Origin of the sequence: Pigmentibacter ruber, assembly GCF_009792895.1 — a bacterium.
In the GTDB taxonomy this organism is placed as follows: domain Bacteria; phylum Bdellovibrionota_B; class Oligoflexia; order Silvanigrellales; family Silvanigrellaceae; genus Silvanigrella; species Silvanigrella rubra.
In genome coordinates, this window is the sequence record NZ_WSSC01000001.1 from 1,489,546 (window position 1) to 1,514,071 (window position 24,526).

Consider the following 24,526-nt stretch of genomic DNA (forward strand, 5'->3'; position numbering starts at 1 on the left):
AGTTCAAGAGTTTTTTTTATCAAAAAAATCTAATGGAAGGACTATATGAATATTCAACATGAAAATCTTCCTGAAAAGTCAGGAAAAGTTAATTACCTTAAAGGAAAATTAAAAACATTTTTTGCAACAATCGGAGTCTTATCAGTAACATTATTTATTTTATTTTTTGTAGGATTATTCTTTTTAATTAGCTCTGTATCAACAAGTATTAAATCTTTTTCTACATCACTAAATCCAGCCGCTTCTTTTGGAAAGACAAATGGTATTGGCGGATTCACTAAACCACATTTAAATTCACAATATATTGCTGGTGTAACTTTAAATGGTGAAATTTCTGCAGATTCTTCAGCTGTTGTAGTTGAAAAATTAGAAGCAGCAAAAAATGATAAAAATGTTGTAGGGATATTATTTGATGTGAATAGCCCAGGTGGTTCGGTTGTACCAAGCCAGGAAATTTATGATACTATTAAAAAAATAAAACAAGTAAAACCAGTCGTCACATATGTGCGAGATATTGCAGCAAGTGGTGCTTATTATTCTAGTTCTTCTTCTTCAAAAATTATTGCAAATAGAGGAAGTATTATAGGTAGTATCGGTGTCATTATGAACAGTTTTGAAGTAGACAAACTGCTACAATTTTTAAAAATAAATCCAGTTGTTTTAAAAACTGGGGCATTAAAAGATTCTCTATCTCCATTTAGACCATTTAATGAAAAAGATAAACAATATTTGCAAGAATTACTTGAAGAAACTCGATTACAATTTGTAGAAGACGTTAAAGCTGAAAGAAAAACATCTGACTCTACAATGAAATACATGGCTGATGGAAGAATAGTTCTAGGGCCTCAAGCTTTAAATTTAAAATTAATTGATGCACTAGGAACAAAAGATTTTGCTCTTTCCGAGATTGCAAATTTAGCAAAATTAAAAAATACTCCTCCTTTGTATTACTACGAAGATATTCAATCCTTTTCAGATTTATTTACACAAAAATTAGCTTCTCAAACTGCTGTATTAATGCAACAATCGATTACTAATTTATTTTCACAAAGTGCAGAAAAATCAAACTCAATCAAAGCAAAATAAATCATTATAAAATTTAATTTATTTATCAATAATATAAAATTATAAAATATTATATCAAAATTAATTTATACATAAAATCCTAAGTGATTAGCAATTGTTTGAATAATTATCATTAAACAGCCAATAATTAAAATTAAAACTATGGGAGACATATCAAAATATCCGTGTTGACTTCTCACTAATAATCTTGGAAATTTACGTGTTAAAAAACGACATGGTGGAGATGTTAACGCATTTAGAAATCCAACAATAGGGTTTGATGGATTTGCGCCTACAAGACTTAAAATACCAGTAATAATTAGGCATAACATGTAGAAATAAAGTAAATAATAACTAATTTTAAATAATATCTCAATAAGTAACATTCTCGCCCCTCAATTTTTATAACTTAAAATTATCACTCCAAATAATTTTAATGTTTGATAAAATGACAATTTAAATTCATTTCGTCAATATAACTTTTATTCAGATTTTATCTTATTTTCCGAAAATATCCACAGGGGGTTTTTCCTTTTCAACTAACGGGTAAAATTTGTGAAAAATGCAAGCATTGTGCTGCCGCCAAAAACAATCGTAGTGCAAGAAGGGGATGAAACAAAAGGTATTTACGTCATTCAAGAAGGAAAAGTAGAACTTTTCAAAACTATTGAAGGACAAGAAATTCCTCTTGGAGAAATTGCTCGTGGTCAAATTATTGGCCTTGCAACAATTCTATCACGTGAAAGACATACTGTTACAGCCAGAACTATAGTTCAAACCGTAACTTTATTTTATCCGTTTGAAGCAATAAAACTTTATTTTAATGAATTAAATCCTATCTTAAGTGTTTTTATAAAATCTGCTACAGAAAGAATTGGTTTACTTATTTCGCAGTTGGTTGAAGCTAAGCTTAATGAAAAAAAATTGATTAAAGCAACAGGTTCTCAACATCAACATGCATCACAATTAGCTTATTTATTAGCAGCATTTGTCCGTCAAGGAACAATTGAGCATGATGAAAATAAAATATACCCATTAAAATCCTTTCTGGTAAATGGTGAACTTATCCTCCATAAAAAATTTGATTATCTTGAAAAAATTTTTAATCTATTTTCTTCAGGAGGATTGATTAAAGTAATTTTTGACAAAAAATATGGTAACATCGTTCTTTCCCCAAATGTCCAATTAATAGAAGATTTTGCAGTATTTTCCATAAATGTTGCAAAAAAAGGACTCGTTGGTTTTATCCCCGTCAAGGCGCATAAATGGGTTAGTGGACTTATACGAATCCATAAACGCTATAAAGAAAACAGTGGTTCTTTTTTAAAAATTGATTTTGCAAATTTAATAAATAGAGAATTAGGAAGAGAGGATGGTGAAGATATCATGCATCAATTACTTTCCTTGAAACTCATTAGTGAAAAAGGAGCTGATAGAGCTTCCATGCGAATTATCTTAAATGCCCCAATGCTGCAAAAAAGAGTCATCTTTGAAAGTATTTCCCGGGGAGTAAATGACATAGATAAAGTAAAACCTGATGAAAAAAAGACAGTTGCATAAATCCTTACCTCTAGCCCATTTAATTTTTACCGATAGAATAATGAATTATAACCACCTATCAGGGAGAACACGTGGTTAATATCGGAAGACCCATGTTTCAAGTGGGTAGCAATATATTTGAACTAATCGAATTTACTGCAACAAAAGCAAGTGCAGTACCTACTTCTGATAGAAAAACACCAATTTTATATGGAGTAAATGTTGCTAAGGTACGTGAAGTGATTCGCTTACCAACTATAGTCCCCTGTTTAACGAATGCTCCAGAAGTATTAGGGGTTTTTAATTTAAGAGGAGCTCCTATTCCTGCAATCCACCTGGCAAAAGCTTTAGGATATAATGATGAAGTAGTTACTCCAGCAAGTCAGGTCATAGTAACAGAGTTTTCTAGTAGAAAAGCAGGATTTGTTGTTGCTGGTACACGAAGAATTCGGAGAGTCAGTTGGGATAAAGTTTTACCACCATCCAGTGATGCATTTAATACAATCACAGGAATGATGTTAATTGAAAATCAAGACTTTATTTTTATTTTGGATTTTGAAAGAATTTTACTAGATATTGAAAGCAGAAGTGGCGGCCAAGGAACATCATCAATGGCTATAGAATATAATCAGCCTTTACCAACCGGAGGAGGCGGGGCGCAACCTAGTGGTGGAGCACAAGGAGCTGGATCCTCAACCCGCCCATTAATATTAGTTGTTGATGATTCACCAACTGCTCGTCGTGCAATATGTGAACTATTGAGGAGCATGCAACTAGATATTATTGAATATACAAATGCTGAACAAGCTTGGAATGATCTCAATACTGCTGAGGCAGGTTCTGATTTAAGCAAAGTGCAACTCATCGTGAGTGATGTAGAAATGCCAAAATTAGATGGTTATTCTTTTGTAAAACGCATTAGAAACAGTGAAAAGTTAAAGAAAATGCCTATCATTTTGCACTCTAGTTTAACCGGCGACGTAAATAAGGATAGAGCTAAACAAGCTGGAGCAGATGCCTATGTGGGTAAATTAAATAGAAAAGAAATAATAGAAGCATTAAAAGCAGCTCTTCCACCAAGTTGGAAAGGTGCTTCATGAAACCTGAAACACTCACTTTTGCACCAAAACAAATTATTTTTAATGAAGGTGATGCTACAAACGGCATATATCATGTACAAGAAGGTGAAATAGAAATTTATCGCATCAGAGAAAATACTGAAGTTACTCTTGGTACTTTAAAAGCTGGAGATGTTTTAGGAACGATCACTTTATTTTCCAGAGAACCTAGAACAGCTACTGCAAGAGCAATTACTCAAACCGTAGCAGTATTTTACCAAAATGAAGGATTAAGTGAAGCATTTAAGACCTTGCCTGTTTGGAGCCAAGCAGTCATGAAAGATGCTATAAGTAGACTAAAACACGTAAATGAACTTTTAATTTCAACAAAACTAAATGAAAAAAATTTACTCAGAAACATTGGTACTTCACATCATCACTCAGCTCAACTAGCAAATTTACTTGCAATTTTAGCAAGAAAAGCTTGTATTAAAAATGATTTAAATATTTCTATTTTAGTTACCACAGATTTTCTTACCATAGCTGAAAATGTCTTAATGAAACGCTTTCAATATTTAGAAAGTATTTATAAGGCTTTTAATGATTGTGGTTTGATTAAAGAAGTAGAAGACAAAAAGTATGGCAGAATAATTAGTAACCCTAATCCTCAACTTCTAGAGGATTTTGCTGTATTTTCCTTAAATGTTTTTAAAAAAGGTACAAATCTTTTTGTCCCTAAGAAATATCATCCATGGATGTCGGCATTAGCAAGAATTAGTAGGAAAAATAATAATCAAAATAAATTTAAAAGACCTGAAATTGCCATACTTTTACAAACTGATTTAGGCAGACAAGATGGAGAAGTAATGATAGCAGATATGATCCAAAATGATATCATTCATGAAGAAAATGAAATGGTGACGTTCACTCCTTTAAAATTACAAAAAACAGTTGTTTTTGAAAGTCTTTGTAGAATTATAAAAGAAATTAAACCTTAAATTTTATTATACTTGTGAAGAGATTCAATTATTGAAATATACTCTTCCGATAGTTTTTTTAATTGATTTATTTTTTCTATACCAAAATTTTCTGCTAATAAATTAAAATGAGAAAATAAATCATTTATAATTGACTCTTTTAACTCAAATGATTTTGAAGTTGCTTTAATTAAATAAGCTCGCATATCATCAGGATTAATTTCTCTTTCAATCCATCCTTTTTTTTCCATACCTATAATTAATCTTGAAATAGATGGTTTATCTTTCGAAGTGATTCTAGCCAAACAATTTTGATTCACTGGTTGAATATTTTCCCAAACAGCAGTTAAAATTTGCCATTTTTCAGGAGTTAATTGATACTTTTTTAGGGCAGTCAAAAATTCTCTTCTAAGCAACATAGATAATTTATAAATATAAAAATGCGGCGATTCAAATAAAATATGTGGTAACTTTTCCATATTATTTCTTACTTTAATTTAAAATTTGTTTAAAATATTTTACAATAAAAAAGGGTAGTAAAAAAGATAATAATACTCTTAAATAATGCCAATAAATCCATTTGTTAATCAGATAATGAACCTCATTTTTTGAGACAGTTAAATTAAAAAACTGATCATTGATTGGAAAATGAATGGTAAAAGTAATTAGTAAAATTGCGAAAAGTAAAATTAATGGACAGTACACAAAGATTTTTTTTCTATTTTGCCATGTTAAAAAAAGGCAAAGGATGGACATAAGAACTAATAAAGGCGCCATTAAAAAACCCATATTTTTTAAGAGTATTGAAAAATATTGAATTTTTAACGACACGTCACTTAATGCTTGAATAAATTTTAAATCAATAACAGCAATGCTCAAACAGGCTCCTGCATATATTCCAGACAGAATATGAAATGAAAGATAAATTTTATTTGTCAAGGATACAATTCCTTCCGGAGGAAAAACTAGAAAGTTCTAGATAGTTGCACAAACAACTATTCATATAACATTCATTTTTATTTTTTTCAATATTATTAAAAAAAAATAAATTAATCTTTTAACAATAAGAAAATAAAAAATAAAATAAATATATTTTTTTAGTATCTAATTTAAAAATAAAATTTATAAATATATTTTTAATTTCAATAATTGAAATAAAATTAAAACATTAATTTATAAACTCTATAAAATAACATCAAGAAAAATCTAAGTCTATTTATGCAATTATTTTTTTTAATGAAAAATAAAATTTATATATATTAATAATTCATAAAATGTAAATATAATTTAATAATTATATATTTTTAAAATATACTAATAAAAATTACTTATAATTATATTAATTTTATTATATTAGTATTTAGCCTGTTACTTTCGTAGCAATTAATCTAATTTATAAAGGATTTTATAATGACTATTCAAAAAAAATATATTTTTTTATTTGCTATTTTTGTAAATTTATCTTTTTCTTGCAAAAATAAAGAAAAATTAAAAGATTCAAATAAAAATAAATGCAGTATAGAGCTTCTAAATAACAATCAACAAAAAAATAAAATTGTTGATGGATGTTCTTTTAGCAATGATGTTAAAACTGCTTTTCCAGAGGCTAGTGGTGTTGTTTCACTTTCCACTGCATCTGGATTTTGTACAGGAACATTTATTAGCGAACATTTTATTTTAACAGCTGCACACTGTTTTGATTTAAAAAAAATGGGAAGTAGTTATGCTGACTTCATAGATGAAGTGGAAAATACTTATGCTATAACAAGTACAAATCATAATATCTTTAATAGCTTTGATATTCTTAATACAAGCTATAAAACAAAAGCTAAAAATATTATCATTCATCCTTATTACTTACAAAATTGTGCTGATGATAGTAAAGAACATCAGTCTCTTAATAAATGTAATTTTGCTGATTTAGCCTTAGTCTATACTGAAAAAAGTTCACATGAATTAAATGTACTTCCTGTAGGTATTAGCCATAAAAAAGATGATAACGAAGGAATCATCTTTGTAGGCTATGGGAAAACATCGGACAGTGACAACAATATAGTTAGGACAAAAAGATGGGGTTTGGCGCATTTACATAATTTAGATTTTTTATCCTTTATACTTTATGAAATGGAAAATACCGCATTAGGAAGCTATTTCAAAAGCAACATTGTTCCATTTATAACAGAAAACTTTCATGACGATCCTAGATCAATATTTTTATTTGCAGAGGGAAGTGAAAGTGGAATTTGCCAAGGCGATTCTGGTGGACCAATATTTATTAAAGATAAAGATGCTTTTTATACAATTGGAGTAGTGCATGCAAATGAAGGCGAGAAAAATGAGATTTGTAAAAACAAGAAAAGCATAAATACTTACATTGAACCTTATTTAGAATGGATTTTAGAGGAAGCAATGCAAGTAAACGAACAAGTTAATTTCAAAGCAAGAGAAAGTTAGAATATCCTTTTCTCTGAATCAATAAAACAAATTTTAACTGATAAATTTTTTAACCAAATTTACCATGCACATAATCTAAAGATTGTTTGTCCTTTGGATTTGAGAAAAAAGTTTTAGTATCAGAAGCTTCAACAATTTCACCATTTGTCATAAAAACTGTATCATCACTAGCACGCATCGCCTGCTGCATATTGTGGGTTACCATGACAATTGTAAAATCTTTCTTTAGTTCCATAAGCAATTGTTCGATTTTTTGAGTTGAAATAGGATCTAAAGCTGAACAAGGCTCATCAAGTAATAAAATGTCTGGTTTTACAGCAATAGTACGGGCGATACACAGTCTTTGTTGTTGTCCACCTGAAAGACCTAAACCAGATGAATGTAAATGATCCTTAACTTCATCCCATAAAGCAGCTGAGCGTAGTGCCCATTCAACTCTTGCATGTAAATCTTTTTTACTAAGTTTTTCATGCATTTTTATGGCAAAAGAAATATTTTCAAATATTGACATTGGAAATGGAGTTGGTTTTTGGAACACCATTCCAACTTTTGTACGCAATTCATTTAAGTCAATATTTGATTCTAAGATATTTTTCCCGTTTATCATAATATTGCCATAAGCTTTTTGCTCTGGATAAAGACTATAAATTCTATTTATAGTTCTTAATAAAGTTGATTTTCCTGAGCCTGAAGGACCAATTAAAGATGTAATTTTATTTTTCCTAAAGGAAATATTAATATTTTTTAATCTATGCTTATTTCCGTAGTAAAAATTTAGATCTTGAATAACTATTTGAGAACTATCTCTTAATACAACCAAATTATCTAACTCCCCAGTTGTAGCCTGACCGGAAAATGCTGCGCGTTTAAATAAATTAGAAAAAATACTCATGAGCGTTTTCCCCCAGACTTTGTAAAGTAACGAGTTAAAATATTTAAAAATAAAACAAATACTGTTATTAGAAGCGCACCGCCCCATGCTAATTCTTGCCAATTATGATAAGGACTCATTGCAAATTGATAAATTGTCACAGGTAAATTAGCGATTGGTTGAGATAAACTGGTGCTCCAAAATTGATTATTTAATGATGTAAATAATAATGGTGCAGTTTCACCTGATATACGAGCAATAGAAAGAAGAATACCTGTGAGGATACCTTGTTTTGAAGCACGCCAAGCAATATGAATAATAACTCGCCATTTTGGCAACCCAAGTGCAATAGCAGCTTCTCTTAGTTCATTTGGAACTAAATTTAACATATCTTCTGCACTACGAGTAATAATAGGACAAGCAATCATTGCTAACGATATAGCACCTGCAAATGCAGAATAATTACCCATCGGATGCACAACAACAGTATAAACAAATAACCCAACAATAATAGAAGGAGCACTTAACCAAACATCATTAACGAAACGAATAACCGAAGCTATTTTCTTTCCACGTGCATATTCTGAAAGAAAAGTTGCTGCAAGAATTCCTACAGGGGTAGCAACTGCTACAGCTGCTAAAGTAATAATTAAACTTCCTACAATAGCATTTCTCAAACCGCCTCCGATAGATTCGGGGGCAGGTGTATCAATTGTAAAGAAATTTAGACTTAAAGCAGGAAGTCCATGATGAATTAGAGCATAAAAAATAGAACTTAAAACAGCAATTCCAAAAATAACTGATAAGTAACAGAGGTAATGAAAAATATTATTAGATATTCTTCTTGTAAGTTGTGTCTTTCTCATATTTATGCTCCAGCCTTTTTTCTATTAATACGCAACAAAAATAAGCGAGCAAATGCAAGAATAATGAAAGATAATACAAAAAGAATAACACCCAGTTCCAACAAAGATGCTGGATACAAATGGCCAGTTGCTTCATTAAATTCATTAGCAATTGAAGCAGAGATAGTTGTACCAGGCATAAATAGTGAACTTGTTAGTTGTTTAGAATTTCCAATAACAAAAGTAACAGCCATAGTTTCGCCTAGAGCGCGACCTAGACCTAACATAATACTTCCAATCATCCCTTTTCTCACATAGGGAATGACAACTTTCCAAACCACTTCAAAGCGTGTAGCCCCCACCCCGTAAGCTGCCTCTTTTAATACTGCAGGAACAGAGCGAAACATATCAATTAAAGTAGAAGAAATATAAGGTATTATCATGATTGCTAAAATAAGACCAGCTGTAAAAATACCGATTCCAAGAGGTGGTCCTCCAAACAATTCATTTAAAATAGGTATATTTTGACAAATGTCAGTTATAAAAGGTTGGATATAATTAGCTAAAAATGGAGCAAGAACCAGCAATCCCCACATTCCGTAGATTATACTTGGAATTCCTGCCATCAAATCAATTAATGTTCGAACAGTTTTTGCTATTTTCCCTTGGGATATTTCTGAAATAAAAACAGCTATTCCTAAGCTCAAAGGAACACCCAAAAGCATTGCAATTATCGAGGTCATTAAAGTACCACAAATTGCACTTAATGCGCCAAAATGCCCCTGTACTGGATCCCACACATCACTCACTAGGAAATGAAATCCAAATTGATGGAGGGCTGGTGCGCTTGCAAAACACAAAGAAACTAAAACACACATCAATAACAAAAAGGCAAACCATGCAAACCCTTTAGTTATGTTTGAAAATAAAATGTCACCCAAAATACATTTCTCCAACTAAACAAAAAACAACTCAATTGATTATGAAAAATTATTTCCAAATAGCTACTTTGTCGTTACCTGACTTGATTTCATGCGTCCATTTTTTCTCTATAAAACGGTAAGTATTTTCAGGTATTGGGATATAATCTAAAGCTTGTGCGGACTCCGATCCCCTTTTAAAAGCAAAATCAAAAAACTTCAAGACTTCTGTCCCAATTTTCGAATTCTTTTGTTCTTTTTTAATTAGAATAAATGTAGAGGCAGTCAAAGGCCAAGTCTCAGCACCTTTCTGATTTGCAAGGATTACATTCATCCCTGGTGCTGTTTCCCAATTTGCGTTAATTGCAGCGGATTGCAATGCTTTTCGAAAAGCTTCACTGACTTTTTTCTCATCTGAAAAATCTTTTACAGTTAAGGAAGGCACTACTTTTCCATCAGCATTGATCATTCTGGCCCAAGATAATTTATTTTGCATTGCGTAAGCGTATTCAACATAACCAATGGATCCAGGTGCTCGTTTTACCATTGTTGTGATGCCTTCATTTCCTTTACCACCAACTCCCATAACTCCTGAGGGCCAAGAAACTGCTGTCCCTACCCCAACTTTCCAAGCACCCATACCCGCTTTATCTAAAAAGTAAGTGAAATTGAATGTTGTGCCTGAAGCATCTGAGCGATAGACGACCAGAATATTTTTCTTTGGTAAAGTTAAGTTTGGATTTAAAGCTAAAATTTTAGGATCATTCCAAAATTTTATAGTTCCATTATAAATCTCAGCAATTACTTTGGCATCAAGAATAAGTTGGCCTTGACCCACCCCTGGGATATTCGTGACCATTACAATCCCACCAATAATAGCTGGGAATTGAAACAGTCCTTTTGCTTCTAATTCTGTAGGTTTTAAAGGCATATCTGACGCACCAAAATCAACAACATTGCCTTCAATTTGTTTAATTCCGGCACCTGAGCCCGTTGATTGATAATTAATCTTTGTGCCAAATTCAGTGTTATAATTAGCAGACCATTTGTAGAGAACAGGAGCTATAAAACTTGAACCCGCCCCAGTTACAAGGTCACTTGCGAAAGCCATTGGAAAGCTAGCTAGTGTGGTGAATAGGGCAGATATTTTTGCAATTTTATTTAGTACTGTCTGCATAAAGATAAACCTCTAATAATACAAATAAAAAAAGGGAGCCACTTTTTCCCTCTTCATTTATCTATCTGAGGGTTATTCTATTTTTATCTAATTTTGTACTTCAATGTTGTTAAAAGAATTTGGCTATAATGTGGCGTTAAACGGATCAAAAGAGACTTTTGACACAGAATCGTCACAAAATTTTAATAATCTAGATTTCTCTAGGCCAATTGCTCCAAATTCAAAATTAAGTATATTTAACAAGTTGGAAATCTTTTCTGAACTAAACTATTGAATGCTTTTAAAGGAAATTACATTGAAAAAAAGAAATTACTTTTGCCTTTGGAGTGGCGGTCACGACTCTGCATTAACTCTTTATCATGCTACGAAAAAAACTGATATTCTATGCCTTATCACTGCAATGCAGGATTATAGCAATCAAACAAAACCTAACTTCTTTTCTCCTGCCGTACTTAGAGCGCAGTCAGACCAGTTGAATATCCCACTATTAATCTATAATTCCGATACAGAAAACCACCTGGAGAGTTTTGCTAAAACTTTAGGCAGAATAAAGAAACATGATCTCATAGGGGGTTTTTTTCCTTTCATAAACCAGCCAGAGCAAAAAAACGTTCTCTCGGAATTATGTCAATTGGAAAAAATAGATGCGTATTTTCCATTAGAAAATAGAGAAAAAGAAGCTCTGCTTTCTGAATTTATAGAACTTGGGTTTAAAGCAAAAATCATTGCTGTAAATGAGCGCTATTTAACAAGAGACTTATTAAATAGAGATCTTGATAAAGAAACTCTAAATGAAATTCGATCCAGAAAAGTTGATTTGTTTGGTGAAAATTCTGAGTTTCAAACAATTCTTTATGAAGCACCATATTTTAAACAATCCTTACAAATAAAAGAAGGTGATATCAATTTAAAAAATGGATACTGGGTTGTTGATGTTTCCATAACATCAAAATAAGTATACTATCAATTGCTAAACTTTAAATTAGTTCGCCACGGCCAATTAATTTATAAAGTCGTTAGATAGATACTCATTTGGAAAAGGAATATTTTTTATTAAATCTACTTTTTTCATCCATTTTGAATAAACTTCAAATTTTTTGAAATCTAAATATCCCCAATTGATATTCTTCCCTTTATATAAAGGAGCTAAATATTTCACAGATTCTTTAACTAATTTTGTATCTAGTTCTGGAAGAAGATTAAGCATTTCATTTGCAGCATCTATAGGATTATTTATAGAGTATTCAAAACCTTTTTTTGTAGCTTGCATAAATAAATGAACTAATTTTGGATTATCTTTTATTAATTTATCACTAGTTATAATAAGGGGTGATGGTTTATTAAATTCAGCAAAATGTTCTGATGGACAATATGTTTCAACTTCTACTTTATTTAATTGAGCAGCTAATATATTCCAACCCTTATATTCCCATGTAAAATCCACATTTTTTAAAGTCGCTGGTAAAAAATCTTGAACACCAGTTGTAAGCATTTTAATCTTTGAAAAATCCGCACCATTTTTTTGCATAATAAAATTTAATGTTGCATTTTCTTCGGGACTCCCCCAACCACCATAACGTTTTCCTTCAAGTTGTTTTAATGATTTTACATTCAGAGATTTTCTCCATACAAAACAAGAAGTATCAACACTTACAATACCTGCAATTGCTTTCACAGGGATTTTTGAATTTCTAGCATAAATTAAATTATTTGCATAACTTACACCGAAATCAGCCCTATTCATACCTACTAATGCAGTTGATGTTGTTTGAGTGGGATTTAATATTTTTAATTCAATTCCATTTTCTTTATAAAATCCTTTAGATTTTGCTACATAAAATCCAATGTGATTTGTATTTGGTTTCCAATCTAAGAGCAATGATACAGTAACCATTTTAGGTATTTGATTTGTATTTTTTATCTCTGTGCTAGCTAAAGCATAGCAAAAACTTAATATTACAAAATTTACTACAATCAAACGCAAAAGAAAAAAATGCATAATAAACCTTTCAGGAAAAAATCTATCATCTTTCTAATAGCGACAAATTTAAAAGAATTCAATTGCAATTTTTTTTGGTTATTAAAAGTATTAATTAATTTTGCCATTTTTTTGACTTAATTTTAATCATTCTTTTATTCTATTATAATATTTTCATTAAGAAACAATGGAATATTCTATTCTTATAGTAACTAGGAAGTTAGAATGAAAATCAGTTTAAAATTTTTTTCTTTATTTCATTTTAATTTTATTTTATTCTTTTTTTTATTAATAAAATCACAAATATCATATGCAAAATTTTTCGAAATTTATATTGATCTCAACCCACCTTACTCTACTTCTGTTCATACTAAAAAAGGTTTATTCAGCGAAATTATAGATGAAGCATTAACCGCGGGTAACATTCCGCATCATTTCTTACTCAAGGGAGACAGAATCAAAAATTATAATATCCATAACGAAAATAGATTACTTTTATTTTATTACTTCAGAACACCGGAAAGAGAAAATAATTATAACTGGATAATCCCACTTTTTGATGACTACACGTGTCTCTTTAATCTTAGGACCTCAAAAGAAATAAGCAGTATAAATGCCCTCAAAGGACTTTCTCGAATAGGTACTATTAATGGCGGTGCTGGCGAAAGTATTTTAAAATCATTCGGACTGGAAGGGCAGATATATTACTGTCGGGATGAAGATAGCTGTATTGATAGACTAAGGAAGAATGAAGTTGATGCCTGGATAACTCAAAAAATAAAGGCAAATTACTTTCTAAAAAAGTATAAAATTCAAAGCGAACTCAATAATTATTTCCAAATTTATGACAGTCAGGGATGGTTAGCAAGCTCATTAAATTTAACTCAAACTGATATTGATCTTCTTCGAAAGACTCTTCGTAAATTTATGGCTACATCGAAATTTTTAGCAATTTTAAAAAAATATGACGCAATTATGACTTCCAACAGTGATGAATTCAAAGATATCTATCAATAGAGATGCTGCCCGATAATTTTTGAAATCTTTTGTTTCCAAATCCTTTTATTTTATGTTACCTGCAATTCCACGGTAAAAGAGAATACCCTTCTCATGGCTTCCCTCCTTTTGGAAAAAAATAGGAGTATTTATATGATGATAAGCCCAACAGGCGCATATATTTCTGTCAAAAATTTATCAAAAAAACATGGCAATTTAGAAGTTTTACGTAACGTAAACTTAGAAGTGACGCCAGGAGAACTTACTGTTTTAATTGGGCCTTCTGGATGCGGGAAGTCTACACTATTACGTTGTCTAAACGGTTTAGAAACCTTAGATTCTGGGGAAATCATCATAAACGGAGTTGTATTAGAGAAAAACTCTACATCAACTCAATCGCAAAAAGATTTTGATAAAAAAGCACGCGCCATTAGAGAAAATGTTGGTATGGTATTTCAGAGTTTTAACCTTTTTCCTCACCTAACTCTCTTAGAAAATATAACAAAGGCACCAATAGTTGTAAAAAAAATGGATAAAAAACTAGCTAAGGAAAAAGCTAAAGAACTGCTAGCTAAAGTTGGTTTATATTCGCACGCAGACCACTATCCTTGTCAGCTTTCAGGTGGTCAACAGCAAAGAGCAGCAATAGCTCGTGCACTTGCTATGTCACCTAAAGCAATATTGTATGATGAACCTACATCTGCATTAGATCCAGGTCTAGTGCATGAAGTGTTGCAAGTTATGCGCACACTAGATGATGAAGGAATGACTCAAATTGTTGTTACGCATGAAATGAGATTTGCTAAAGATGTAGCAGATCATATCGTACATATTCAAGAAGGTAAAATAGTTGAAATGGGAACTCCAGAACAAATTTTTACCTCACCAGTTGATGAAAGAACACGTCATTTTTTAAGAAACTTTAACTGAGTAGGACTGGAGAAAATTATATAATGAACGGAATTCGTTACTTTTTTGTTTCTTTAATCTGTTTAATTTTTATAACTAATTCCTTTGGAAAAGAAGATAAAAAAGTTTTACGATGGGGTAGTGATGCAAATAGTGGTGCTCCATACGTCTTTCGTGATGCAAATAATCCTAATAAAATTATTGGTGTAGATGCTGACATAATCGAAGCTATAGCTAAACAACTCGATATGAAAGCAGAATTTGTTCAAAATCAATGGGATGGACTTATCCCAGGTTTGATAGCAGGAAATTACGATGTTGTTATTGATGGATTAGAAATTATTGAGGAAAGAAAACAATCAGTAAGTTTTTCTGACCCTTATTACATTACATCAGAGCAAATAGTCGTAAATAAACAAAATTACGAAATCCATAAGTTATCTGATCTCAGAGGTAAAAGAGTCGCTACTCTCCCAGCTTCACTGGCTTATCGTATTCTTGAAGATGTTGGCGATGTACAAATCAAAATATATGACGAAGAAGTAAACGCCTATGCAGATTTAGCTGCTGGAGATCGTCTTGATGCTGTTCTCCTAGATCTACCAATTGCGCAATACTATGCTAAACATAATCCAAAACTTAAATTTGTTGGCCCGCCTGTTGGAAGAATGGAGTATGGGGTTGCCTTTCGAAAAGAAGATAAAGAATTAAGAAAAAAGGTAAATAAGGCAATAGACGAACTGATTAAAAATGGGACTTTGCAAGCAATATTAGAAAATTGGAATTTATGGAATAAAGCCACTGCAGAAGCTTGGGGCTTATCAAGTGAATACAAAGCCGAACCTATTGCCTACCAAGAATATTTGAAACATATTGGCCTAGAAAGAACATGGACAGATAAAATAAAACAATACATTAGTTTCTTACCTTTACTTGGTAAAGGTGCGATAATGACATTACAAATATCAATCCTTGCAATGTTCCTTGCAGTTACTTTAGGTCTTTTTATTGCATTGGTAAGACTATATGCTCCACCATTTTTTTCCAAATTAGCTCTAACATATGTTGAAATTATTCGCGGAACACCATTACTGATACAATTGTATATCATCTTTTATGGCCTTCCACATATTGGGATAAAATTAAGCCCTTTCTTCGCTGCCGTTTTAGGTCTAGGATTAAATTATGCTGCAAATGAAGCTGAAAATTACCGCGCAGGAATGACTTCCATTCCGCATAGCCAACAAGATGCTGCGTATGCATTAGGGATGTCTAGAATGGAATCTCTTCGCCATATTATTATACCACAAGCAGTAAGAGTTGTTATACCTCCAGTAACCAATGATTTTATCGCATTAATTAAGGATTCTTCTTTAGTCTCCGTTATTACCTTAATTGAATTAACTACAATTTATAGTCAATTAGCTTCAACTTACTTTGACTACTTAGGAGTAGGTTTACTAGCTGCTTTAGTTTACTTTTTAATTGGCCTTCCATTTGCTAGACTTTCACGTTATGCAGAAAGACATTTTGCCGTTAATTCTAAAAAGAAATTTAATAAAAACTTTGACAACCAAGCAGAAGAGACTAACTAAATTTACAATTAATGACATTTAAATTTAGTAATATTTTTCTGCATTTTTCCAAGAAAATTTTTTTTATTTTTTAAAAAAACGTTAAAATCATTTATTAATTCTGGATACTTTATACTAGATAATCTATATGAACCATTTAGAATAGGTAATTTACTATTAAAAACTATTTTGTCAGAATGTTTTAAAATATTTAATTTACACTCACCTATGCTTTTACTAATATAAATAGCATCTACTTTCTTATTAATTAACCAATCAAATAAAATTTTAACATTAATTGTTTGTTCTAATTTTATTTTACCACTGTTTATGTATTCTTCATAACCTATTGGGGAAAAACCAAGGATCATTCCTAACGTTTTAATTTTTGAAATATCCGCATTTTGATTTTCTTTTAATACAAAAGCTCCATCAGTATAATTAATAACTGGCAAACTATAGTATATTTTTAAACCTTTACTTTTTTTTAAATCAACAGCCCATTTGGGATCATCTGGATATTTTGCATCTAAAATACTTTTAGGATCAAGAAATTCTAAAAACAAGCGTTTTATTTGGACAGGATTGAATTTAATTTCGTATTTATTTTGGGATTTATTATACAAGCGAAAAATGTCTGCAGAATACCCATCATATTCTAACAGTTTATTATCATTTCCATCATAAGTACCATATATTGGAAAAAAATTAACATCTTCAACTCCAAGCTGAATTATTTGAACTGCTTTAACTTGAAAAAAATATAGGCAATAAATTAAGCATAATAATCTGAAGAAATATTTCATTTTAAGCTCTCTATAAAATTTAATTATATTTTATAGAATATTTAAATTAAAGGCAAGAGTCTAAAATTTATAAAAAACATTCTAAATACAAAATCTTCTGAATTAAAACAAGATAAAATATGTAAAATTCATATAAAGTTCATCATTTTGTAAGAATTTTTAGCTTAAAATTAAATATAAATGAAAGATCTTCTTTTGACAATGTAAGTCTTTCTTCCCAAAAAAAGGAAATTCTATGACTATCTTAATTTCAGCCATTGCTGGCCTAAACCTTGCTTCTTCTAGTGTTTCAGCAACAGGAAATGAATTTCACGTTATAACTGATGCTGAAAGACAAACTTTTCAAATTAACGATATTCAATTAAAAAATGCTGTTGCAAAATTTTTTGGAAAACAGCCTACAGATGTTTTTGTAAAAAGTAGTGATAGTTGGCCAAATAAATCTTGGTCTGATTTATACTCCCGTTACAACTGGCAACAAGTCCAAGTTAATATGCAAGTTAGAGATATAAAAATTACTGACATCCAGTCACAACCTGTTATTATTGCATCTCGTTACTTTAAAAATAGTTCTTCAAAACCTGCAACTTTTTCTGCAAATATTTCTGAAAGTGTAGCAAATACAATAGAGAGCAATTGGTCATCTTCTACTACTGCAGCTTCAAACTTTTCATTTACTAGTACAACAGAAGTTAGTGTAGAATTAGCAAAAGAATCAGTTCAATATTCTACTGGATTTAGCCTTTCTGAAACCTGGGGAAAAGGTGGTTCTTCTAGTCAAACAACAACAGTTGGTTCTAGTTCAGGGTTATCTGTAAATCTAAATCCCGGCGAAGAAGTTACTGCTGATCTGATAGCAACTAGAGGAACCATGAAGGTAAGAGTAAATTACATCGTTTATCTTTCAGGAAACACCGCTGTTAACTATCAAAAACCGTATCAAGGCCATCACTTTTGGGCTTTTCCAATTGAAACGGTTTTAAATGCATCAAATGCGCCAAGTTACAGAGTTGTTACCGAAGATATTCAAGTGGGATATTATTCTAATGCTTCAGTTATCGTACAAGATAGTAGCGGTAAGCCCAAGACTTTAATTGCTACAGCACCCTAATCTTGGAACCTGAGATAAGCTGGAATTTCAAGGTCAAGTTCTCTACAAGACTTGACCCGAATTTTAGTCTCAAAATTATCAATCCCTCTAATAAAAACATCATATTCTCCTAAATTGATTTCTTGCATAGAATGAATATGATCCTGAATTTGAAAATGAAGTGATACATAAAGTTCTGCAGCTTTTAAAGGCGTTGTAGCATATACAATTTCATCCTTATGCCACAGATCCTTCTTCAAAACGTCTTGTGTGAAAATAATAAAATGGAATCCACGCATTTTTTGTTCTTCATCATTTGTCAATATTTCAAGTATCCAATAGAAAAAATAAAGCTGTTTAATATTTCCCTAGCACAAGAAGTTTAATAAAACTTCTTGTGGGGGAGTATACGTTTCAATCTTTAATTTGCAACTCATTCAGTAATATCTATCATTGCCAAAAGAATGCAATATGAGGTAAAGCCTAGTGCATAAGGGAATTGTACCCAATAATACTAGGAGTCCTTTTCATGTCATCGATGAACAAAGAAGTCAGAGTTCGTATTGCACCCAGCCCTACTGGAGATCCGCATATCGGCACGGCATATATTGCTTTATTTAATTATGTTTTTACAAAGAAACACAATGGAAAATTTATAATCAGAATTGAAGATACTGACCAAAAAAGATATCGTTCTGACAGTGAAGCAATGATTCTTGATGCATTAAAATGGGTAGGAATCCAATGGGATGAAGGGCCTGATGTTGGAGGGCCTTATGCGCCTTATAAACAAAGTGAACGCAGAGATATTTATCGTGAATATGCTGAAAGTTTAATTCAAAAAGGACATGCTTACAGGTGTTTTTGCACAACTCAGCGCTTAGATATTTTAAGAAAAACACAACAAGCACAAAAACTTCCCCCAGGTTATGACAGATTATGTAGAGATCTCCCACAGGCCGATGTAGAAAAAAAATTAGCCGAAGGTATTCCTTTTGTCATTAGAATGAAAATGCCAACCACGGGTAAAACTGCTTTTAAAGATACTTTACGCGGTATGATAGAATTTGAAAATGATGGCGTAGACGACCAAGTTTTACTTAAAACAGATGGATTTCCTACTTATCATTTAGCCGTAGTAGTTGATGATCATCTTATGAAAATTACCCATGTTATTCGAGGAGAAGAATGGATTTCTTCTACTCCAAAACATGTTATGTTATATGAAATGTTTGGCTGGGATAAACCAGAGTTTTGTCATTTACCTTTGTTACGTAATGCAGATAAATCAAAAATTTCTAAAAGAAAAAATCCTACCTCAATTAACTACTATCGCCGAAAAGGAATTTTGCCTGAAACATTGAGAAACTTTTTAGCTCTCATGGGATGGAATTTTGGTGATAATGTTGAAAAATTTACAACTCAAGAAATGATTGAAGGATTTACATGGGATCGAATGACCTTAGGTGGACCTGTATTTGATTTAAAGAAATTATCATGGCTTAATGGGCAATATTTAAAACAAGAAAGTAACGATAAATGGTTAGCACATTTAAAGGAAATTGTATTTAATGAAGAATATTTACTAAAAATAATTCCACTAATTAAGGAAAGAGTGGAAAAATTTGAAGATTTTATTGATCACACTTCTTTCTTTTTTCAAGGAGATTTGAACTATACAAATGCACCATTACTTCCTAAAGGTAGAACACCTACTGAAGTTTCTACTTACCTTAATGATTTAGTTTTAAAACTAGATGTTTGTGAAAATTGGAATCATCAAGAAATACATAATATATTTAATCAATATTTAACAGAAAAAGAGCTTAAGCCTAAAGATGTTTTTATGCCTGTTAGAGTTGCTGTAACAGGAAGTAAAGAAACACCGCCATTATTTGAATGTATTGAAGTATTAGGCAAAGATATTGTACAAAGAAGAATTAGACTTGCAATTGAATTTTTAAAAACTATGAAAGAGTCATGAATGTACAAAAATAGTAATAATATTATCCATAAATATTTACCTAATGGAATGGAAGTTTATTTACATCCTTCGAATTTTGCGCCAATTATTTCAGTTCAAATTTTGGTGAAAGCTGGTTCCATTGATGAAGATGATATTGATACACAAGAAGGCGGACTCGCCCACGTTCTTGAACATATGCTGTTTAAAGGAACAAAGAAATTTCCAAAAACAGGTCAAATAGCTTCAACAGTTGAATTTGAAGGTGGAGATATCAATGCTTATACCACTTTTGATCACACAAATTATCATTTAACTGCACCAGCATCTTTTGCATTAAAAGGCGCTGAACTTTTACTGGATGTTGTCCAAAATAGCCTTATTGATGAAGAAGAATTAAAAAAAGAATTAGAAGTTATTTTAGAAGAAATTAAAAGAAGTCGTGATAATCCCAACGCCGTTTTATCGCATAATATGTTTTCTATTTTTTACAATGGAACAAGAATGGCAAAACCTGTAATAGGTTATCAGCCAATTGTTGAGAAGTTTTCTAGAGAACAAGTCTATTCTTTTTATAAAAAATGGTACATCCCAAATAATATGATTTTTATTGCTTCAGGAGATTTTGATAGTGATGAAATGTGGAATCATCTTCTAGAACTAACTAAAGATTTTCAACCACAATCAGTGCCAAAAAGATTTCGTCCTGAACTTCCAAAGCTCAGCAATTCACTTCAAAATCAACCAACAGCAATCATTGAACGTGGCGCATGGCAAGAAGCACGTGTACAATTAGCAACGCTTGCACCCACTTTAGAAAGTCACGACATGCCTGCATGGGATGTTTTTGCTTCTATTCTTGGAGAAGCTGACACTTCGCGCTTATCTAGAATTTTGCGTGATGAAATGCAGATTGTAACAAGTATTGATTGCTCTTGTTATACACCAAAATATCCAGTTGGAATGCTTGGAATTGGTTTTTTTGGAATGGCAAACAATACTCTCCAAGCTCTAAAAGTGATAGTTGAAGAAATCCGACGCCTTGCCGAAGTCCCACCCACACAAGAAGAATTAATTAGAGTTTTAAATACTTTAAAAGCACAAAGAATTTATTCTCGCGAAAGTATGGATGGTATTTCTCGCTGTGCGGGTTTAAGTTTACAAACAGCACAAAAAATGGAATTTGAATCTAAATATATGCATGCAGTTTCAAAAGTAACTCCAATTCAAATTCAAAAAATAGCTCAAAATGTAATGAATCAACTAGAATTAGGAAAGTTCTGTGTTTCAGCAGCTTTAGGACAAGAAATATTGCCAAATATGACATCTTCAGAACTTACTAATACAATTCTTCACGCTGCTAAAGTCATCCACTTAAACGAAGAACCACTTGAAACAAGTTTGCAAAAATCTAATAGTCCAAGTTTTAATAAGGCTAGTTGGTTAAATCATTATTTTAGAAAAACTTCAGAAATTAATCCTGATGTTAAGCAAATAATAATTCCATTACCTGGAGATAAAACATTAAAAATTAATTACAGAAATTCAAAAAGGTTACCTGTAGTTAGTGGTATGTTACTTTTAAAAGGCGGACTTATCCATGAGCCACAAGATAAAAATGGTGTAAGTGGCCTTATGGCAAGCATGTTAACTAGGGGCACTTTGCGGCAAAGTTATAGAAAATTTATTGAAGAATTAGAAGATAATGCGTCAAGTATTAGCGCTTTTTCATCTAGAGATTTATTTGGAATGCGTTTTGATTCCATTAGTGAGAATAGTTTACGCACTGCTCAAATGTTACTTGATTGCTTTTTTAGACCTGAATTTTCAGTTAACGAATGGCAAAGAACTCATAAAGAAACATTAGAAGTGATCATAGCTCAAAAAGATAGCCCCGTTGCAAGAATATCTAAATTATCTCAACCCATGTTATTTCCTGATCATCCATATGCAAAAAGTGGTATTGGCACAGAAGAATCTCTTCCAAACGTAACAAGAGAAGATGCTCAAATTTTCTGGTCACAACTTTTTCACGCTAAAGAGTTTGTTTTCTCTGTGGCTGGTGATTTTGATTTAAGATCTTTTGTAAACTTAATAGAATCAGAATTTAAATCTTTTTTTGATTCTGATTACGAAGCAAAAGAATTAATCTTACCTTCTCCACCTAAATTCCCTACTAACAAAAGTAAAAGAGTTGCTTTTGATGAAATTAAAAGGGAACAAGCACATATTACCCTTTCTTTTAGATCGTTTCCTATAAATGATCCTAGAAGAACAGCACTTGAATTAGGGGCAAATATACTTGCTGGACAAGGGGGAAGACTATTTTTGGACTTAAGAGACAATAAGTCTTTAGCTTATAGCGTCAGCGCATCGCAATCTCCAAATATCTTTGCAGGTGTGTTTACGACTTATATAGCCACAGCCTCACATAAAGCAAAAGAGGCTATTGAAGGGATGAAATATCATATTGAAATGCTAGCTAAAATCCCGCCTTCAAAGGATGAATTAAAGCGCGCCCAGAGTTCTGTTTTAGGCTCACAAAGTATTGAATCACAACATCACAACTACCAAGCCTCTCAACTTGCGATGAGCGATGTGTATGGACTAGATTTCGATAATTTTTTAAAGTTCTCTGATCGTGTCAATGCTGTTACTCCTGAAATGGTAAGCGATGTGTTATCGTTGTTGTTAAGAGAAAACCCGCCAATTATTTCAATTGTCGGTCCAAAAGGAACTTGGATACCTGAAAATGATGATTCCAATTTAACTTGGGATTTATCTTAACATTTCAAAACTAGGCTTCTTTTTTTAGATTTCTCAAAAGATTTAAATCTCCTGCTTTTTCTTAGGAAATAAAAGTATGGATTTCAAATTCTTCTTTAATCTAGCAAAAGAGGCGCTGCTTCTTGTAGATTCTGTTGGAAATATTTTAGCTGCAAATAAAGTAGCAAATAAACATTCATTAGCAACAGATAAAAATCTATTTTCTCTTTTAATAGCTTCTGAATTAGAAAAATTAAAAATTTTATTAGAAGACTTAAAAAATGGTTCTCAAAGTAATGAATCTTTCCAAATAGAGTTTTCTTGTTTTCCTGAAATGCTTTCGCGTTCACGTTGGAAAATTTTTTTCTTGCAAGAGCAAAATCTTTTTGCATTTTGCTGTGAAGAATTGTCCCAATATTCTTCCGAAGATTTTTTGTTACATACTGGTCTTATGAAAATAATTTTTGATAATGACCCTAATCTTATAGCAATAGTTAATCGTGTAGGTCTGTATTTATTTGCAAATAAAGCAATTTATGATTTTGCTGGAATAAAAGAAGGAAAAAATATAGAAACATTAAATCATTTATTACAAGAAAAAGAATTATGGTTACCAGGAACAGAAAAACTCGTGAGTAAAGATGATGAAAAAGTATCTGAGATAGAATTAACTACCGATCCTTTAGGAAATGCTGCGTGGTTTGAAAATATTAGAGTTCCAATAAAAATGCCTTATGGAGAAGATGTTCTCTTAATTATTTCAAAAGATGTTACAAATTGGAAATTATCTGAAAAAAGACTTGTTGATCATCAGCAAGCACTTTTTCATTCAAATAGACTTTCATATTTAGGTGAAATGGCTGGACAAATTGCACATGAAATAAACAACCCGTTAACAATTATATTGGGGAATTCACAAATTTTAAAGAAAAATCTGCGTCAAGATGAAAAGGAAGAAAATGAATTACTTATAAAATCAATTGAAAAAATAGAATTTATGGTTGATAGAATTTCAAAATTAATAAAAATGATGAGATCTTTAGCTAAAAATAATGCTATACTCCCTCAAACAAAATCAAAAGTCTCAGACATTATCCAATCCGTATTTAGCACCTTAACAGACAAATTTAAAGCCTATGAAATAGAAACCAACCTTCAGATAAATCAAATAAAAAATGATGAAATTTTTTGTTACCCAACTGAATTATCCCAAGTTATTTTAAATATCTTACTCAATTCAATAGATAGTATTATATTAAGCAAGAAGAATTCCTCCAGAAAAATAGAGCTCAAATTATACGAAGAAAAAGAAAACATTATCATTCAAATTTCAAATACAGGTGAACAAATTCCAGAAGAAATAAAAGATAGAATTTTTGAACCATTTTTTACAACAAAACCAGTTGGGCATGGAACTGGACTTGGCTTAAGCATTTCAAAAAGAATTGTTGAGCAGCATAAAGGAACTATAAATTTTGAAAGTAATGAAAATTTAACTACTTTTTTTATAACTCTTCCTATAGATGCTTCATAGCATA

At 31.3% G+C, this 24,526-nt stretch carries 23 protein-coding genes; 13 read left to right on the forward strand and 10 right to left on the reverse strand.

From position 1 onward, the window contains the following. Nucleotides 1–45 precede the first annotated feature (45 nt). Nucleotides 46–1,086 (forward strand): signal peptide peptidase SppA, encoded by a 1,041-nt coding sequence (gene sppA, locus GOY08_RS06140; protein WP_158997982.1) that lies wholly within the window; start codon nucleotides 46–48, stop codon nucleotides 1,084–1,086. Between the two features lie 65 nt (nucleotides 1,087–1,151). Here sppA and GOY08_RS06145 read toward each other — a convergent pair whose 3' ends face one another. Then, the gene (locus GOY08_RS06145) at nucleotides 1,152–1,451 is read right to left on the reverse strand and encodes a YggT family protein (protein WP_158997983.1); all 300 of its coding nucleotides are present in this window, start codon (nucleotides 1,449–1,451) and stop codon (nucleotides 1,152–1,154) included. 169 nt (nucleotides 1,452–1,620) lie between these two features. Here GOY08_RS06145 and GOY08_RS06150 point away from each other — a divergent pair, with 169 nt between their 5' ends. From GOY08_RS06150 to GOY08_RS06160, 3 genes are all read left to right on the forward strand, one after another. Further along, complete coding sequence (locus tag GOY08_RS06150) at nucleotides 1,621–2,625, forward strand: Crp/Fnr family transcriptional regulator (protein WP_158997984.1); 1,005 nt, start codon at nucleotides 1,621–1,623, stop codon at nucleotides 2,623–2,625. A 71-nt stretch (nucleotides 2,626–2,696) separates the two neighbouring features. Further along, on the forward strand, nucleotides 2,697–3,704 hold the full coding sequence (locus tag GOY08_RS06155) for a chemotaxis protein (RefSeq protein WP_158997985.1): 1,008 nt from the start codon (nucleotides 2,697–2,699) through the stop codon (nucleotides 3,702–3,704). Beyond that, nucleotides 3,701–4,660 (forward strand): Crp/Fnr family transcriptional regulator, encoded by a 960-nt coding sequence (locus GOY08_RS06160; protein WP_158997986.1) that lies wholly within the window; start codon nucleotides 3,701–3,703, stop codon nucleotides 4,658–4,660. The genes GOY08_RS06155 and GOY08_RS06160 overlap by 4 nt, the downstream gene beginning before the upstream one ends. Here GOY08_RS06160 and GOY08_RS06165 read toward each other — a convergent pair. Together GOY08_RS06165 and GOY08_RS06170 are read right to left on the reverse strand one after the other, a co-directional pair. Next, the gene (locus GOY08_RS06165; RefSeq protein ID WP_158997987.1) at nucleotides 4,657–5,118 is read right to left on the reverse strand and encodes a MarR family winged helix-turn-helix transcriptional regulator; all 462 of its coding nucleotides are present in this window, start codon (nucleotides 5,116–5,118) and stop codon (nucleotides 4,657–4,659) included. The genes GOY08_RS06160 and GOY08_RS06165 overlap by 4 nt on opposite strands. 13 nt (nucleotides 5,119–5,131) lie before the next feature. Beyond that, nucleotides 5,132–5,578 (reverse strand): DUF1772 domain-containing protein, encoded by a 447-nt coding sequence (locus GOY08_RS06170; protein ID WP_158997988.1) that lies wholly within the window; start codon nucleotides 5,576–5,578, stop codon nucleotides 5,132–5,134. 471 nt (nucleotides 5,579–6,049) lie between these two features. Between GOY08_RS06170 and GOY08_RS06175 the strand changes: the two genes are divergently transcribed. Continuing rightward, entirely contained in the window at nucleotides 6,050–7,093 is a 1,044-nt protein-coding gene (locus GOY08_RS06175) for a S1 family peptidase (RefSeq protein ID WP_158997989.1), read from the forward strand. Nucleotides 7,094–7,142: 49 nt separating this feature from the next. Here GOY08_RS06175 and pstB read toward each other — a convergent pair whose 3' ends face one another. Genes pstB through pstS form a run of 4 tightly spaced genes read right to left on the reverse strand, consistent with a single transcriptional unit; the run spans nucleotide 7,143 to nucleotide 10,906 of the window. Beyond that, nucleotides 7,143–7,985 (reverse strand): phosphate ABC transporter ATP-binding protein PstB, encoded by an 843-nt coding sequence (pstB, locus tag GOY08_RS06180; RefSeq protein WP_158997990.1) that lies wholly within the window; start codon nucleotides 7,983–7,985, stop codon nucleotides 7,143–7,145. Continuing rightward, entirely contained in the window at nucleotides 7,982–8,830 is an 849-nt protein-coding gene (gene pstA, locus GOY08_RS06185) for a phosphate ABC transporter permease PstA (protein WP_158997991.1), read from the reverse strand. Before pstA ends, pstB begins: the two co-directional genes overlap by 4 nt. A 2-nt stretch (nucleotides 8,831–8,832) precedes the next feature. Next, on the reverse strand, nucleotides 8,833–9,750 hold the full coding sequence (gene pstC / locus GOY08_RS06190) for a phosphate ABC transporter permease subunit PstC (protein ID WP_202914034.1): 918 nt from the start codon (nucleotides 9,748–9,750) through the stop codon (nucleotides 8,833–8,835). 49 nt (nucleotides 9,751–9,799) lie between these two features. Next, complete coding sequence (pstS, locus tag GOY08_RS06195; protein WP_158997992.1) at nucleotides 9,800–10,906, reverse strand: phosphate ABC transporter substrate-binding protein PstS; 1,107 nt, start codon at nucleotides 10,904–10,906, stop codon at nucleotides 9,800–9,802. Between the two features lie 295 nt (nucleotides 10,907–11,201). Here pstS and GOY08_RS06200 point away from each other — a divergent pair, with 295 nt between their 5' ends. Then, the gene (locus GOY08_RS06200; protein ID WP_158997993.1) at nucleotides 11,202–11,861 is read left to right on the forward strand and encodes a Dph6-related ATP pyrophosphatase; all 660 of its coding nucleotides are present in this window, start codon (nucleotides 11,202–11,204) and stop codon (nucleotides 11,859–11,861) included. A gap of 45 nt (nucleotides 11,862–11,906) precedes the next feature. On the opposite strand, the gene GOY08_RS06205 is transcribed toward GOY08_RS06200, so the two are convergent. Then, entirely contained in the window at nucleotides 11,907–12,905 is a 999-nt protein-coding gene (locus GOY08_RS06205) for an ABC transporter substrate-binding protein (protein ID WP_158997994.1), read from the reverse strand. Nucleotides 12,906–13,109: 204 nt separating this feature from the next. Between GOY08_RS06205 and GOY08_RS06210 the strand changes: the two genes are divergently transcribed. From GOY08_RS06210 to GOY08_RS06220, 3 genes are all read left to right on the forward strand, one after another. Beyond that, nucleotides 13,110–13,901: a substrate-binding periplasmic protein gene (locus GOY08_RS06210; RefSeq protein WP_158997995.1), complete on the forward strand. Its 792-nt coding sequence runs from the start codon at nucleotides 13,110–13,112 to the stop codon at nucleotides 13,899–13,901. Nucleotides 13,902–14,033: 132 nt separating this feature from the next. After that, on the forward strand, nucleotides 14,034–14,810 hold the full coding sequence (locus GOY08_RS06215) for an amino acid ABC transporter ATP-binding protein (protein ID WP_328598599.1): 777 nt from the start codon (nucleotides 14,034–14,036) through the stop codon (nucleotides 14,808–14,810). A gap of 23 nt (nucleotides 14,811–14,833) precedes the next feature. Then, nucleotides 14,834–16,384, forward strand: coding sequence for an ABC transporter substrate-binding protein/permease (locus GOY08_RS06220; RefSeq protein ID WP_162343847.1), 1,551 nt, complete (start codon nucleotides 14,834–14,836; stop codon nucleotides 16,382–16,384). Between the two features lie 8 nt (nucleotides 16,385–16,392). Here the strand turns inward: GOY08_RS06220 and GOY08_RS06225 are convergent, their stop codons facing one another. Then, nucleotides 16,393–17,169, reverse strand: coding sequence for a hypothetical protein (locus GOY08_RS06225; protein ID WP_158997996.1), 777 nt, complete (start codon nucleotides 17,167–17,169; stop codon nucleotides 16,393–16,395). A gap of 235 nt (nucleotides 17,170–17,404) precedes the next feature. Here GOY08_RS06225 and GOY08_RS06230 point away from each other — a divergent pair, with 235 nt between their 5' ends. After that, nucleotides 17,405–18,280 (forward strand): follicular epithelium yolk protein subunit, encoded by an 876-nt coding sequence (locus GOY08_RS06230; protein WP_158997997.1) that lies wholly within the window; start codon nucleotides 17,405–17,407, stop codon nucleotides 18,278–18,280. Here GOY08_RS06230 and GOY08_RS06235 read toward each other — a convergent pair. Next, entirely contained in the window at nucleotides 18,277–18,558 is a 282-nt protein-coding gene (locus tag GOY08_RS06235) for a hypothetical protein (protein ID WP_158997998.1), read from the reverse strand. The genes GOY08_RS06230 and GOY08_RS06235 overlap by 4 nt on opposite strands. A 230-nt stretch (nucleotides 18,559–18,788) precedes the next feature. Here GOY08_RS06235 and gltX point away from each other — a divergent pair, with 230 nt between their 5' ends. The 3 genes from gltX to GOY08_RS06250 all read left to right on the forward strand — a co-directional run bounded on the left by gltX (nucleotide 18,789) and on the right by GOY08_RS06250 (nucleotide 24,522). After that, nucleotides 18,789–20,243 (forward strand): glutamate--tRNA ligase, encoded by a 1,455-nt coding sequence (gltX, locus tag GOY08_RS06240; RefSeq protein WP_202914035.1) that lies wholly within the window; start codon nucleotides 18,789–18,791, stop codon nucleotides 20,241–20,243. Continuing rightward, the gene (locus GOY08_RS06245) at nucleotides 20,244–23,009 is read left to right on the forward strand and encodes a M16 family metallopeptidase (protein ID WP_158997999.1); all 2,766 of its coding nucleotides are present in this window, start codon (nucleotides 20,244–20,246) and stop codon (nucleotides 23,007–23,009) included. Between the two features lie 76 nt (nucleotides 23,010–23,085). Continuing rightward, complete coding sequence (locus GOY08_RS06250; protein WP_158998000.1) at nucleotides 23,086–24,522, forward strand: PAS domain-containing sensor histidine kinase; 1,437 nt, start codon at nucleotides 23,086–23,088, stop codon at nucleotides 24,520–24,522. The last annotated feature ends 4 nt before the right edge of the window (nucleotides 24,523–24,526 follow it).